This is a genomic window from Micromonospora echinospora (genome assembly GCF_014203425.1).
Classification (GTDB): Bacteria; Actinomycetota; Actinomycetes; order Mycobacteriales; family Micromonosporaceae; genus Micromonospora; species Micromonospora echinospora_A.
Window position 1 is genome coordinate 2,467,716 of record NZ_JACHJC010000001.1, and the last position, 13,397, is coordinate 2,481,112.

At 68.6% G+C, this 13,397-nt stretch carries 13 protein-coding genes, 1 tRNA gene and 1 pseudogene; 8 read left to right on the forward strand and 7 right to left on the reverse strand.

What is annotated here, in order from left to right; genetic code table 11:
* Positions 1–4: 4 nt before the first annotated feature.
* Positions 5–919, reverse strand: coding sequence for a helix-turn-helix transcriptional regulator (locus FHU28_RS11710; protein ID WP_221453175.1), 915 nt, complete (start codon positions 917–919; stop codon positions 5–7).
* A 157-nt stretch (positions 920–1,076) separates the two neighbouring features.
* Here FHU28_RS11710 and FHU28_RS11715 point away from each other — a divergent pair, with 157 nt between their 5' ends.
* Positions 1,077–1,853, forward strand: coding sequence for a glucose 1-dehydrogenase (locus FHU28_RS11715; protein WP_116511734.1), 777 nt, complete (start codon positions 1,077–1,079; stop codon positions 1,851–1,853).
* Positions 1,854–1,925: 72 nt separating this feature from the next.
* Here the strand turns inward: FHU28_RS11715 and FHU28_RS11720 are convergent, their stop codons facing one another.
* A complete protein-coding gene (locus tag FHU28_RS11720; protein WP_007457244.1) occupies positions 1,926–2,357 on the reverse strand; it encodes an SsgA family sporulation/cell division regulator in 432 nt (143 codons plus the stop codon).
* Between the two features lie 274 nt (positions 2,358–2,631).
* On the opposite strand from FHU28_RS11720, the gene FHU28_RS11725 reads away from it, so the two are divergent.
* The 3 genes from FHU28_RS11725 (at position 2,632) to FHU28_RS11735 (ending at position 4,529) form a co-directional block, all read left to right on the forward strand.
* Entirely contained in the window at positions 2,632–3,171 is a 540-nt protein-coding gene (locus FHU28_RS11725; protein WP_184689446.1) for a TIGR02611 family protein, read from the forward strand.
* 50 nt (positions 3,172–3,221) lie between these two features.
* A tRNA-Val gene (locus tag FHU28_RS11730) sits at positions 3,222–3,293 on the forward strand.
* Positions 3,294–3,794: 501 nt separating this feature from the next.
* Positions 3,795–4,529 carry a hypothetical protein gene (locus FHU28_RS11735; RefSeq protein ID WP_184683629.1) on the forward strand — a complete coding sequence of 245 codons (735 nt, stop codon included), beginning with the start codon at positions 3,795–3,797 and terminating at the stop codon, positions 4,527–4,529.
* A gap of 106 nt (positions 4,530–4,635) precedes the next feature.
* Here the strand turns inward: FHU28_RS11735 and FHU28_RS11740 are convergent, their stop codons facing one another.
* Both FHU28_RS11740 and FHU28_RS11745 read right to left on the reverse strand, forming a co-directional pair.
* Positions 4,636–5,187: a hypothetical protein gene (locus FHU28_RS11740; RefSeq protein ID WP_184683632.1), complete on the reverse strand. Its 552-nt coding sequence runs from the start codon at positions 5,185–5,187 to the stop codon at positions 4,636–4,638.
* Positions 5,184–5,468: a hypothetical protein gene (locus tag FHU28_RS11745; RefSeq protein ID WP_184683634.1), complete on the reverse strand. Its 285-nt coding sequence runs from the start codon at positions 5,466–5,468 to the stop codon at positions 5,184–5,186. The genes FHU28_RS11740 and FHU28_RS11745 overlap by 4 nt, the downstream gene beginning before the upstream one ends.
* Before the next feature lie 4 nt (positions 5,469–5,472).
* Here FHU28_RS11745 and FHU28_RS11750 point away from each other — a divergent pair, with 4 nt between their 5' ends.
* The 3 genes and pseudogenes from FHU28_RS11750 to FHU28_RS11760 all read left to right on the forward strand — a co-directional run bounded on the left by FHU28_RS11750 (position 5,473) and on the right by FHU28_RS11760 (position 8,878).
* Complete coding sequence (locus FHU28_RS11750; protein ID WP_184683636.1) at positions 5,473–6,315, forward strand: AcrVA2 family anti-CRISPR protein; 843 nt, start codon at positions 5,473–5,475, stop codon at positions 6,313–6,315.
* A gap of 301 nt (positions 6,316–6,616) precedes the next feature.
* Positions 6,617–7,515: pseudogene (locus tag FHU28_RS11755) on the forward strand (IS5 family transposase).
* Positions 7,516–7,717: 202 nt separating this feature from the next.
* The gene (locus FHU28_RS11760) at positions 7,718–8,878 is read left to right on the forward strand and encodes an IS701 family transposase (protein ID WP_376700866.1); all 1,161 of its coding nucleotides are present in this window, start codon (positions 7,718–7,720) and stop codon (positions 8,876–8,878) included.
* Positions 8,879–9,182: 304 nt separating this feature from the next.
* On the opposite strand, the gene FHU28_RS11765 is transcribed toward FHU28_RS11760, so the two are convergent.
* Together FHU28_RS11765 and FHU28_RS11770 are read right to left on the reverse strand one after the other, a co-directional pair.
* A complete protein-coding gene (locus FHU28_RS11765) occupies positions 9,183–10,319 on the reverse strand; it encodes an IS701 family transposase (protein ID WP_184683639.1) in 1,137 nt (378 codons plus the stop codon).
* 82 nt (positions 10,320–10,401) lie between these two features.
* Positions 10,402–11,067, reverse strand: coding sequence for a transposase (locus tag FHU28_RS11770; protein WP_260412888.1), 666 nt, complete (start codon positions 11,065–11,067; stop codon positions 10,402–10,404).
* Positions 11,068–11,123: 56 nt separating this feature from the next.
* On the opposite strand from FHU28_RS11770, the gene FHU28_RS11775 reads away from it, so the two are divergent.
* A complete protein-coding gene (locus FHU28_RS11775) occupies positions 11,124–12,506 on the forward strand; it encodes an IS1380 family transposase (RefSeq protein WP_184683642.1) in 1,383 nt (460 codons plus the stop codon).
* 159 nt (positions 12,507–12,665) lie between these two features.
* Here the strand turns inward: FHU28_RS11775 and FHU28_RS11780 are convergent, their stop codons facing one another.
* Positions 12,666–13,130: a winged helix-turn-helix domain-containing protein gene (locus FHU28_RS11780; RefSeq protein ID WP_260412889.1), complete on the reverse strand. Its 465-nt coding sequence runs from the start codon at positions 13,128–13,130 to the stop codon at positions 12,666–12,668.
* Between the last annotated feature and the right edge of the window lie 267 nt (positions 13,131–13,397).

Sequence of the window (13,397 nt, forward strand, 5' to 3'; positions counted from 1 at the left end):
GCCATCATGCCTGGCCGGTGGGCGCGGGGGAGTCGGCGGGCGGCCGGGGTCGCACCAGACGGACGGGCAGCGGGCGTTCCCGGTTGGCCCGGAACGTCCCCGGGCTCACCCCGACCTCCCGGGTGAAGAAGCGGCCGAAGTTCGTCGGCTCGGGAAAACCCAGGTCACGGCCGATCCGGGCGATCGACTCGTCGGTGGCGGCGAGCAGCCGGCACGCCTGCAACGCGACCCGCTCGTCGATGACCTGCTTGGCGCTGCGCCCGGTCACCGCCAGGCAGGCCCGGGTCAGGGTACGCACCGAACAGCCCAGCTGGGCGGCGTAGTCCTCCACCCGGCGGGTGTGCCGGTAGCCGCGCTCCACCTCGCGGCACAGCCGCCGGAACGTGTCGGTCTCGGCCCGCGGCGCGGACCCCTTCTCCGGATGCGGCAGCAGGCTGAGCCGCAGCAGCAGCACCGCGAGCTGGTGCCGCAGCAGCGCCGCGGCGGGAGGCACCATCGCGTGCCGTTCCGCGTCCACAGCCAGCTGGCTGACCTCGCTGATCACCGCGTCCTCGTCCTCGCCGGCGAGCTGGCGGTGGGCGGGCACCGCGTCCGGGTCGACGTCGAGGCCGGCCAGCGCGTCCGGCCGCCAGCTCACCACAGTCGCGTCGAGCTGCGCGCCGACGCACCGCAACACCTGACCGGGGTACGCGCGCAGCAACGTGCCGGGCCGGCATGGCACCGGCCGGAAGTCCAGCTCGGCAGTGCCGTGACCGTGGGTGACCAGGATCAGCACGTCGCGGTCGAGCAGGACCGGCCGGGGCCAGCCGGGCTCGGCGGCGAGGTCGTCGAGCGCGCCGGTGAGGATCTCGTCGGCGCCGGGGCGCGACTCCGGCGGGCCGGTGCGGGTGGCCGGGGAGGGCTGACCGGTAGTGACCATCACCCCGACGGTAACCGGCCCGGCCGCACGTTGCATCTCGACGCTTCCGCCCGCACGGACCGGTCTTGTCGGCACGTACGGCGGACCGTTACGTTACCGATCGGTAAGCCCGGGTCGGCCGACCGGCCCCCGGCCGGGCGACGGCGATGGGATGAGCATGACGGAACTGTTCTCGGTCGACGGCAAGACGGTGCTGGTCACCGGCGGTTCGCGGGGGATCGGGCTGATGATCGCGCGGGGCTTCGTGCAGGCCGGCGCAAAGGTGATCATCTCGTCACGCAAGGCCGACGTGTGCGAGTCGGTGGCCAAGGAACTCTCCGCCGAGGGGCACTGCGAGGCGATTCCGGCCGACCTCGGCAGCGACGCGGGCGCGCTGACGCTCGCCGAGGCTGTGCGGGAGCGCCACGACCGGCTGCACGTACTGGTGAACAACGCGGGCGCCACCTGGGGCGCGCCGCTGGAGGAGTACCCGGAGGGCGCCTTCGACAAGCTCTGGGCGGTGAACGTCAAGGCGGTCTTCCGGCTCACCACCGCGCTGCTGCCGCAGCTGCGCGCCGCGGCCGCCGCCGACGACCCGGCCCGCGTGATCAACATCGGGTCGGTCGACGGCATCCGGGTGCCGTGGATGGAGGTGTACGCGTACTCGGCCACCAAGGCGGCGGTGCACATGCTCACCCGCAGCCTCGCCCACCAGCTCGCCGGTGAGCGGATCACCGTCAACGCGATCGCGCCCGGACCGTTCGAGAGCAAGATGATGGCGTTCGCGCTCGACGACCCGGAGTCGCGCTCGGCGATCGAGCAGCAGGTGCCGCTGGGGCGGATCGGGCGGCCCGAGGACATGGCGGGCACGGCGATCTACCTGGCGTCGCGGGCCGGCGCCTACCTGACCGGCGCGGTCATCCCGGTCGACGGTGGGATCACCACGCGCGGCTGAGGCGCACCCCCGGTGAGACGGCCCGGGGCCGCGCGGACTCGGCAGATCCGCGCGGCCCCGGGTGTTGCCGTGTCAGCGACCGGCGAGCAGCCGGTTCACCGCGGTGTCGACGTCCAGGTGCTCGGCCTCGCGGCCGCGCGGGACGACGACGTAGGTCCGGCGCAGGAAGCGCACCAGCACGCTGCGCGGAACCTCGAACAGGGCGTTGCCGTCCGGGGACGACAGCGCGAGCGCGACGAAGTCGCCGCGCGGTGTGGCCCACGGCCAGACCCGCACATCACCGATGCCGGCCGGTTCGTCGAGCCCGGTGACCAGCAGTTCGCGTGCGAACGACCAGCTCACCGCCTCGCCGCCGGCGGACTCGGCGTGAAACAGGACATGGACCGCATACGGGTCAGCAGGGTCGTAACGCAGACTGGCACGCACCGGCAAGGCGGTGGCGTCAGGCGCGACGAGCCTTAGCGACGTCTCGACCTCTACGGTCGTCGGTCGGATGACACTCATGAACGTTCTCCCCCCGGCACCGCTGCGGAACGCGCGTGTCCCGCTTTTCCCATACTCAGGTGCTGCTCCTGGCTACGCTCCGCCATACGCTGACTTCACCCAGTGGTGGGAAGGGGTTCGGAAAGCCCTCGGGAACCCCTCGGCCCCACGTAGGATTTCCGGTTCCGCCCACTCCGTCGTCCCGCCCGGCAACGGGTGGTTCAGTCGTCGACTTACTCCGGTAACGTCCAGTCGTCAGCAGGGGTGACGGTCCCGCGCGACACTGGGGGTGGAAATGGTCACGGGGGGCTCGTCGGTGACGTCGCGGACCAGGGGTGATTCGCCGAAAGGTGCGGCCCGAGCAGCCGAAAGTCGGGGGTACGAGGTGCCGGTGGAAGGGCGGTCGCGAGGCGCTCTCGTGGAGCAGCGCCGGCGCCGACGTGGCTGGCGGCTGCGCCTGCACACCACGCTCGAACTCATCCGCGCCAACCCCACCGGCCGCGTCGCCCTGAAGATCTTCATCGGCATTCTCGGCGCGCTCGTGGTCACCATCGGTATCGCGCTGATCCCGCTGCCCGGCCCCGGCTGGCTGCTGGTCATCGCCGGCCTCGGCGTCTGGGCGGTGGAGTTCCACTGGGCGCGACGGCTGCTCGCGTTCACCCGCCGGCACGTCAACTCGTGGACGCGCTGGGTGAAGCGGCAGTCACTGGGGGTGCGGTTCGTGCTCGGCGCGGTCGGGCTCGTGTTCGTGTCCGTGGTGGTGTGGCTGTCGCTCAAGTACAGCCTCGGCATCGACGTCGTGGCGCAGGCGCTGCACTACCTCGCGACGCACTGAGGCCCGGTTTTTGGTCCGGGCTCTCGATCGGGTAGAGTCATGCGCGCTGAGGGCGATTAGCTCAGCGGGAGAGCGCTTCGTTCACACCGAAGAGGTCACTGGTTCGATCCCAGTATCGCCCACCGTAAATATTTGCAGGTAGCGAGCCCGTCACCGGAATCACCGGTAACGGGCTTTCGCGTTGTTGCCCCTTAAATTGGGAGCAGATTGGGAGCAGCGCCAACCGGCGCGCGATCCTGACCTCGGAAAACGGGGCACTCCTCCACGGCCGAGCAACATGCTCGTCGATCCCCGTCAACGACGTCACGGCGGCGTACCCAGTCGACCACGGGGGCCGCTGTCCAACCGGTCGCCCACCGTCTCCTTGGGGCGGTCCCTCCACGCGAGGCCGTCCCGAACGCGTTTCCGGCTCGGAGGGACCGCGCGCCGGCAGGGTATACTTGAGGGCATCGGTGGCGCTGCGCCACCCGTTCCTCCTGTTGCCCGTGGCCCACGCCCCAGCGCGACATCGAGAGACAAGGGCTCGCAACGCTCGTCGCAGACCAAACTCACCACTGACGGGTACTCCTATCGCACCCGGCGGTGGCGGCGTGGGCGCCACCCCGGGAGACATGGATACCGTCATGAGCAACAAGAATCCCAAGGCCAAGCGGCTCGCCGACGCGTACCGGCTCCGGTATGCCGAAGCGCTGAACGTGATGCGCGAGGACTCCGACCTCGCCGAAGAGTTGGCCGAAGAGCTGGAGATTTCGCGAGCTGAGGCTACTCGCCGCATCGAGGAGCAGTACGCGGCGGCGCGGCAGCGCGCAGACGAGCGCGGGGTTTCCTTTCGCACCGCTCTCGCCGAGATTCGGTCTGAGCAGTCGCTCAACATCCAGTTCGAAGCTCTGGCCAAGGCGGCGCCCTCGGTCGAGGAGATGCTGCGGGAGGAGATTCCGGCCCTCTGCCAGCGCCTGACCGGCGAGATGATCGAGGTGCCGGGCGAGGATGATCTCTACGTCCCCGGTCTAAAGTTCAGCGAGGTCGAGCTGCCGCGCGACGTGGTCGACGAGATCTCAATCCACAACATCGACCTCGATCTGGACACGCTGGTCTGGAACCGCGCCGACGTGTACGAGGGCGATACCCACGTCGGGACGGCAGAGGTTCGAGCGCAGGTCACGCTCGACGGGTTCATGTTCAAGCACGACACCTACGGTGAGCACGACGTGGAGGTCTGGATATTCGACTGGAACGACCAGATGTCCTACGTCGGTTTCGTCCGCGAGGTGGTCCTGGAGTTCGAGGTGACCGTGCGCCCCGGCATGGCGATCGACAACATCGAGTTCTCGGCGGCCACCGACGGCGTGCGCCGGTGAACCCGCACAGCATCTCCGGGTAACCTGGCCGGAAACGACGAAAAGAGGCCGCCGCCTCCGCCGGCCCGAAGGAAGGTGAAGGCGGCGGCCTCTTCGCGTGAAGGTGTCAGAGTCTGTTCTTGACCGTGGTGCGTACGCCGTCGTCCGTCGCGACCGCCTCACAGGTCAGGCCAACCGAGGTCGGCGTCTGGCCCAGCAGCGCCGACGTGAGGGTGTAGTTGGCGGTGCCGTTGACCGACCAGCCGTCTTCGGTCTCCCAGGTCTCCTGGAGCTCTACCCCGGTCATCGACACGAGGATGTTGTTGCCAAGGCCAGCGCGCCTCTCGGCCTCCCGCTCAATGGCGGTACGGCACTCCCGCTGCGCCTGCTCCTTGGTGAGGTCGTTGCGGCCGACGAACCACAGGGTGCCGCCGATCGCGATCGCGATCAGCAGCACGGCGGCGCCGGCGGCGGCCAAGATGAGCGGCAGCTTGCTCTTCTTCGGGGCCGGCACCGGCGTGTACGAGCCGTCGGCGGGCGGTGCCGGGTACGCATCGACGGTGGGCTGCGAGGACTCGGTGGGGGGTGGAACGTTGGAGGGTGGGGGTGTGGTCATCCGCGCCACCGTACCGGCGGTCGCCCGGGGCGACGACCCGAGGAACTGTCGGGTTCCGGTCACTCCCGCAGGGTGGTGTGCGTCGTCACCTCGTCCAGCGCTGGATCCGTGGTGGGCATCGGCCGGGTGTCGCCGGCCGGCACGGGCGCGGTGATCTGCGTCCGCTCGAAAATGCCCAGGACGACGGGGACGAAGCTCAGCAGCACGACCTGGTCCTCGGCGCTCATCTTGAGCCCGAAGCCGACCGCAGCGGCGAGAGCGGCCTGAGCGAGACCGAGCAGCGCGGCCACCTGGCCGTCCTTGCGGGCGATGAACGCGACGGCGACACCGTCGCGGCTGCTCACACAGGTGCCCGATGCCCTCGACGGCGTCGACGACCTGGCCGAGCTGCCGCAGTGGTGCATCTACGTCGCCGAAGCCGACGGTGATGGTGTCTTCGGCGGCGTGTGGATGGACCTGGAGCACGACACCAACACCGGACGGCCCGAGCTTCGGGTGCTGCTGGACACCAATCCCGAGATGGGCCTCGCGGGGCTCCTGGCTATTCCCCTGTACCTCGACCGCGACAACATCACCGAGGCGATCGCCAACTACATGGCGACCGCGGTCGCGAGCATCGGCCGCACCGGTGTCGACGTGCGAGGCGGCGAGCTGGACGCCACTGGTGCCGCGCGCGTCGACGGGTACCTGGCCATTGCCCGCTACCTGGCCCGACCCGAGACGGACATCCAGAGCCTGATTGGGGCGAGCGGAGCCCCGCCGGTATCGGTCGTCGGTGAAGGACAAGGAGATCTGGCTCGTCGGCTACAGCGATGCCTGACGGACGCCAAACCGCGAAGGGCGGGTGGCTATGGCAGGCACCGCCGGCGCCCGGCCAGAGTGGGCGGCGAGGGCGGGTCGGTGACCTGCGTGGAGTACGAACGGACCCAGGTGCGGGTGCGGCCCCTCCTTCGTGGAACTCGAAGTCCAAGCGCACGTTCACCGGCAACATGGCGTTCCAATCCAGGTACAGCACCAGGGTGTGCGCCGCCCCTGGCGCAAGGTCGGTCAGCGTGGTCGACGGGCATACTCTCATCCGCCCCGACTCTCGTGACGAACCCGTACACGTCAGGCTGCCCGGCCGCGCTGACGATGACGGTGTCGAGTGCCGTGCCGGCCAGCAGCTTGATGGGGATCTTCCCGAACCGTTGACCGCTGATTAGGTCCACACCCTGATCGACCTGGAAGCTTGGGCCGTCGGCCTCGTCCCGGGCGTTCGACTCGCTGTCAAACTGCCGGCGAGCAAGAGCCAACTGCTTCTCGGCGGCCAGTGCCTGCCGCTCCGCGAAGTCGGCCGACTCCTTTGCGCTTTTGGCCTGGGTCCTAGCGATTAGGCCGTGTTTGGAAGGGGTCGGCGGGTGGTTAGGTTCCGGCGTGGCGGTGATCGATAAAGGTTGAGGTCTGCGGTAGATCGGTTAGCGACCAAGCAAACCGAAGGCCGACCGGAGACCTCGTGCCCAGCGTAGCGGCGACGAGGCGGCACGACCTCACCGACGCGCAGTGGGCGGCGCTGGAGCATGCTCTGCCTGCCAGCTCGGGTATAGGGCGGCCGCCCAAGTGGACCAAACGGCAGGTCATCGACGGGATCCGGTGGCGAGTGCGCACGGGAACTCCGTGGCGCGACGTGCCCGAGGCGTACCCGCCCTGGCAGACCCTGCACGACTGGTTCCGGCGCTGGCAGCGCGACGGCACCTGGGCGAAGATTCTGGCCGAGTTGCAAGCTGACGCCGATGCCGCCGGGAGAATCGACTGGACGGTGAGCGTCGACTCGACGGTCAGCCGAGCGCACCAGCACGCGGCCGGCGCCCGCCGCGACGGCCACTTGCAGGAGGAGCCGCCGGGCGGGCTGCGGACCGAGCCCGCTGATCATGGACTGGGTCGGTCCCGGGGCGGACTGACCAGCAAGACGCATCTGGCTTGCGAGCAGGGCCGCAAACCCCTGGCAATGGTGATCACCGGCGGGCAGCGCGGTGACAGCCCGCAGTTCATCCCGGTCCTGCGCAAGATCCGTGTGAAGCGGGTTGGCGGTGGCCGGCCGCGGACTCGCCCGGAGCAGGTGCTGGCCGACAAGGCGTACACCAGCAAAGGCAACCGTGGTCACCTCCGCGCTCGCGGGATCAAGGAGTGCATCCCGAGCAAAGCCGACCAGGACGCCCATCGTAAGGCCAAGGGATCCAAAGGCGGCCGACCGCCCGCGTTCAATCCGGTCGTCTACCGGCAGCGTCACGCCGTCGAGTGCGGCATCAACCAGCTCTAACAGCACCGCGCCATGGCCACCAGGTACGACTCGCCGTGCGCTACGAAGCCACCCTGACCATCGCCGCCATCAACCAGTACCTCCGAGCCTTATGAAACACGGGCTAGTACTCCAGCCGCACTTTCGTGATTTAGAGTTTCAGCAGCTCAGCGGCATGGTCGACGTCCGGGTTATGTCGTCCGCGTAGCTGCGGATGTCGATGCTATTGGACGGATGTGTGGCTTGGTCGCACCGTCTGTCTGTTGTGGTCGATCGTACGGCGGGCAGGCTCCCGTGCTTGTGTTGATCGATGAGATCGTGGGCTGGCGGGCGGGTTTGGATGATCTGCTGGCGCGGTTCGCGCACCGTTTCGGGCGGGCGGAGCCGCGCCGGCAGGCGCTGGCGTACCTGGTCGGGTTGCTGTCGCCGTTGGCGAGCAAGAACGGCTGGACCCTCGCCGAGGCCGCCGGAGATACCACGCCGAATCGAATGCAACGGCTACTCAACAAGTCTGCGTGGAACCCGGACGCTGTTCGCGACGACCTGTTCGCCTACGTGGCGGAACATCTCGGCCATGACGACGGGGTGTTGATTGTCGACGAGACCGGGTTCCTGAAGAAGGGGGTCAAGTCGGCTGGGGTGCAGCGTCAGTACTCGGGCACGGCCGGGCGGACGGAGAACTGCCAGCTCGGGGTGTTCCTTGCCTACGCCGGCCCGCAAGGGCGCACCCTGATCGACCGGGAGTTGTATCTGCCCCGCCGCTGGTGCGACGATCCCGCCCGCCGCACCGAAGCCGGCATCCCCGCCAGCGTCGGGTTCGCCACGAAACCCGCGCTGGGGCTGCGGATGCTCGAACGCGCCGTCACCGCGGGCCTACCAGCGAAATGGGTGACCGCTGACGAGGCATACGGGCAGGACTCGAAGTTCCGGACGTGGCTGCAGCAGCAGCGCATCGGTTACGTCCTGGCCGTGCCCTGCAACCAGCGGGTCCCGACCACGGTGGGCAGTTCCCGTCCGGATGTCCTCGCCGCGAACGCGCCGGCACTGGCGTGGAAGCGGCGCAGTTGCGGCGACGGCGCCAAAGGGCCGCGACTCTACGACTGGGCCGTGGCCTCCCTGCCCGGCATGGTCGACGGATACGGCCACTGGCTGCTGATCCGACGCAGCATCACCGACCCCACGGACCTGGCCTACTACCTGTGCTTCGGCCCAGCAGGCACCCAGGACGAGCAGCTGATCCGCGTAGCCGGAACCCGTTGGGCGATCGAGGAGTGTTTCCAGACCGCCAAGACCGAGGTCGGCTTGGATCACTACCAGGTGCGCCGGTACGACGCCTGGTACCGGCACATAACTCTCGTTCTGTGCGCCCACGCCTACCTCACCGTCACCGCCACACAGGCCAAAAAGGGGGCACCGAATCCGATGACGGCCTCATTCCCCTCACCCTCGGCGAGGTCCGACGTCTCCTGGCACACCTGATCACCACCACCCGACCCTTCGACCACATCCATCGATGGTCACGATGGCGACGACGACACCAATACCGCGCCAGAACAGCCCACTACCAGCGAAGACTCCGGCTCCACCAGGTGCGACTGGAGTACTAGTACTGCAACGGCAGTTGGTCGGGGGTAGCCGCGTCGTCGGTAGTGGCAAGTTCGGGCTTGGTATTGGCGTCGTCGGCGCCATCGTGACCAAGCCCAGATCCGCTCTGGTGGGTGGGTTGATCGCACTACGAGTGCGGTGAGGAGCCTTCGGATCTCCGGTACCGTGTAGCCGATCATCATGTCGTCGCCGGGACTGGTTCCCCTTTTGCGGTAAGGGATCGGGCCACGGACAGCCAGGCGTGGGCGGCCATGGACAGGGTGATGTGGGCGTACCAGGCTCGCCAGTCGCGGACCTGGTACTCGTCGAGGCCGGCCTCGTTCTTGGCCTGTTGGAAGCACTCCTCGATCGCCCACCGGGCCCCAGCGATGCGGGCGAGGTCGAGCAGGCGGGTGCGGCGAGGTCCGTAGCAGACGTAGTAGGCGATCTCGCCGGTGCTGATGCTGCGCCGGGCGAGCAGCCAGTGCCCGCGGCCGGGCTGCCAGCCGATGCGCACCGGCACCCGCGCCCACCAATACTCGCGAGGCCCGTGGGCGCCGGCGCCGGCGGACAACCGGCACCACGCTCGGGCAGGCAGAGCGGCGATGAGCTGGTCGGCGCGGCAGATGCCCATGGTGGTGGTGATCATGTCGTCGTTGCGGCGGGTCGCGACCACATAACCCACATCCCGGTGCTCCAGCCAGACACGCAGGGCCTTCGACTGCCCGTAGGCTTCGTCCATCGTCACCCACCCCACCGGCACGTTGGCGTCCAACGCTCGAGCCAGCATCTGGCGGGCCATCTGCACCTTCGTGGCGAACTCGACCTCGTCCGGAATGCCGGCCGCCTGACACCGGTCCCGGTCATCGGTCCACGACGCCGGAAGGTAGAGCTGCCGGTCGATCAACGCGTGGCCCTTCGCTGAGCGGTAGGCCAAGAACACCCCGACCTGGCAGTTCTCGGTCCGCTCAGCAGTGCCGGAATACTGCCGTTGCACCCCGGCCGACCGGGTTCCCTTCTTCAGGAACCCGGTGTCGTCGACGATCAGCACACCGGCCGGGTCGCCGAGGTGCTCGATCACGTAGTCCCGCACATCGTCACGGACCGCGTCGACGTCCCAGTCCGCCCACCGCAACAACCTTTGCATCCCGTCCGGCGACACGTCCCCGGCCTGCTCAGCGAGGGTCCAACCGTTCTTGCGGCCCAAGCCGGAGACCAGCCCGCACAGGTACTGTCGCGCCCGCCACCGCGGCTCCGAGCGGCGAAACCGAGGCCCGATACGCCCGTGCAACCGGTCCAACTCGCCATGCCAACGATCGACATCAACATCCGTCACAGGCAGACCAACGAACGCGAGCCGAACTCGGTTCGTCTACTGCCGTTGCAGTACTACAGAGGTTGAAGGGCCAAGGTTCGAGCTATCTCGGTGGTTCGGGTTCGAGGGTCATGCCGGTGCTGGCGAAGAAGCCGGCGAGGAGATCGGTCTGTTGCTGACAAGCGCGTAGCCGACGTTTGACCAGTTGGGCGAGGTGGTCGACACCGCGGGCGGCGGTGTTGGTCAGGCCGCGTTTCATCCAGCGCCAGACGCCTTCGGTGGGGTTGAGGTCCGGAGCGTAGGCGGGTAACCGGATCACGGTCAGCCACGGCCGAGTGGCGATCAGGGCGTGCATGCGGCGGCTGACGTGGGTGTTCAGGTTGTCCCAGATCAGCACTATCGGTGCCTGCAGGCGCTGGTGGGTCTGGTCGAGGAAGGCGATGTAGTCGTCCTCGCTGAAGCTACCGCGTTCGCCTGTACGACCACGGTGCAGCCGGGTTCGCCACATCAACCGGCCTCGCTGTCCGGGCTTGAGGCAGACCAGGCCAGCGATCGAGACCCGGCCGGAGCCCTTACCGGAGACCTCGATGACCGGCGTGTGCCCGCGCCGGGCCCACGTCTTGGCCACCGGCGGTCGCATGACCTGACCTGCCTCGTCCTGGAAGCAGATCCAGGCACCTTGCGCCGCCGCTAACCTGGGTGATTCACCGTGATCGCCAAGATGCGCTGTTCGTCGGCGTGTAGATAAGCGGAAGTGCCTGCCCTGCAAGGGAAACTTGTGATTGCGACATCTACAGGTTTCTCTCTGGGGGAGGCACTTCCAAGGTGCAGCTTACGGCGTGGTCGCGGGGTCTGCGGGTCACCGCGGGTGGTTCGGGTGTGGTGTCGCACGTCGGTGCGGCGTTGCTGCGGTTGCTGGCGGACCGGGCCGGGTTGACCGGGGCGTTGTCCGCGGGGCTGGCCCGCGCCGGCCGGTGGCCGGTGCATGATCGGGGTCGGGTGCTGGTCGACCTCGCGGTGATGATCGCTGACGGTGGTGAAGCGATCGCGGACATCGACGTGCTGCGCCACCAGCGGGAGGTGTTCGGGTCGGTGGCCTCGGACACCACGGTGTGGCGGGCCCTGGACGAGATCGGCGCGGTGCAGCTGCGGCGCATCGCCAAGGCCAGGGCGAAGGTCCGCGCCCGGATGTGGCAGCTGTTCGGCGGCCCGCCGACGGCGAGGGCGGCGGGGCGGGACATCGGCGCCGGCGTGGTGGTCCTGGATGTGGATTCCACGATCGTGATCGCGCACAGCGACAAGGAAGGCGCCGCGGCCACCTACAAGCACACCTACGGCTTCCACCCGATCCTGGTCACCTGCGACAACACCGGAGAGCTGCTCGCCCTGAAGCTGCGGCCGGGCAACGCCGGCGCCAACACCGCCGCCGATCACCTCGACGTGCTCGCCCAAGCAATCGCGCAGGTCCCCGCACCGCACCGCCGGCAGCTGCTCATCCGCGGTGATTCCGCCGCGGCTACCCATGCCGTGCTCGACTGGCTCCACGAGCAGGACAGCAAGCGCGGCCGGCGGGTCGAGTACTCCCTCGGCTGGTCGATCGGCGAGGCCGAACGCACCGCCATCACCGCCCTGCCCACCCAGGCGTGGTCACCTGCGATCGACGCTGATGGTGGTGTGCGCGAGGGCGCCGCCGTCGCCGAACTGACCGGCCTGCTGCCCCTGCCCGGCTGGCCGGCCGGAATGCGGGTCATCGTCCGGCGGGAACGCCCCCACCCCGGCGCCCAACTCACCCAGTTCGAGCACCGCGACGGCTGGCGCTACACCGCCTTCGTCACCAACACCCCGACAGGAGCCTTGCAGTGGTTGGAGGCCCGCCACCGAGCCCACGCCCGCGTCGAGGACCGGATCCGCTGCGCCAAAGACACCGGCCTTCGCCGGCTACCCTCCCGCGAATTCGCCATCAACGCCGCCTGGTGCACCGCCGCCGCGATCGCCGTCGACCTGATCGCCTGGCTGCAGCTCATCGGCCTCGACAGCGACCTGGCCAAAGCCGAACCGAAACGACTGCGCTACCGGATCCTGCACACCGCCGCCCGCCTCGTGCACGGCCAACGCCGCCGCTGGCTACGCATCCCCACCACCTGGCCCTGGGCCGAACAGATCACCACCGCGTTCAACCAGATCACGGCCATCCCCGACCCCGGCTGACCCACTCAGCCACCGCCCCAACCACCGGAGGACCCCAGGAGACCACGCCCGCCGCCGCGACAGACGGCCCACCACCACGCCCAGAACCAAGACACATCGACAAACAGCGATCAGACGTGCCGGGCCAAAGAGGCCGCAGTCAGGCGCGAATCATCGAGGCTAACCTCTTACCGACGGCCACCGCCCGCGATGCCAGCCGGCGATCGCTTCCGGATCGCGTTCAATCGCCCGACGAGTGGGAACCTGCTGGCTGTACCCGATGCGATGCAGCAGATAGGACACCCCACGCAGCGTGTAGGAAACGCCGAAACGACGCTCGATCACCTCGGCCGCCCGCGCGAGGGTCCAGCGGGCATCGTCCCAACCGTGCACGATCGGACCCTCATCGAGCATCTCGGCCAGCTGTCTGCGCTGCTCAACGGAGAGTTTGCAGTCCGAACCGGCCGGCCCGGCCGACGCCAGAGCCCCCGTTCCGCCAGCAGTCCACCGCCGCCGCCACAAACGCACCGACTTCTCGGAAACCCGCAGCTCAGAAGCGATCTGCGCAGTCGGTACGGACCTCTCGAACATGGACGCGGCCTGGATCCGGACCTTCTCACGCCGAACCCGAGCTGCCGCATTCATGCCACCACCAGCCGGATACCTCATACCTCCGGCCTACCGAACCCATCGACCCAGATCACGCAGACACGCCGACGGACGTCAGCCTTTCAACCTCTGTAGTCGAGCTTTGCAGCGAACTGACCCTGTGTGGCCGTCGGTGCATCGGACCGTCATAATCGACCCATGGCACGCCCAAAGCGGAACGTCAATGTATCCGATCTCCTCGCTTCCGCGACGGTGCAGGCCGCGCACGCAACCCGAGCCGGCACTGTGCGCGCCGCTGCTATC

Excerpts from the sequence above, each read along its gene's own strand:
- FHU28_RS11710 (WP_221453175.1), bottom strand. The coding sequence starts at position 919 with ATGGTCACTACCGGTCAGCCCTCCCCGGCCACCCGCACCGGCCCGCCG.
- FHU28_RS11715 (WP_116511734.1), top strand. The coding sequence starts at position 1,077 with ATGACGGAACTGTTCTCGGTCGACGGCAAGACGGTGCTGGTCACCGGC.
- FHU28_RS11720 (WP_007457244.1), bottom strand. The coding sequence starts at position 2,357 with ATGAGTGTCATCCGACCGACGACCGTAGAGGTCGAGACGTCGCTAAGG.
- FHU28_RS11725 (WP_184689446.1), top strand. The coding sequence starts at position 2,632 with ATGGTCACGGGGGGCTCGTCGGTGACGTCGCGGACCAGGGGTGATTCG.
- FHU28_RS11735 (WP_184683629.1), top strand. The coding sequence starts at position 3,795 with ATGAGCAACAAGAATCCCAAGGCCAAGCGGCTCGCCGACGCGTACCGG.
- FHU28_RS11780 (WP_260412889.1), bottom strand. The coding sequence starts at position 13,130 with ATGAATGCGGCAGCTCGGGTTCGGCGTGAGAAGGTCCGGATCCAGGCC.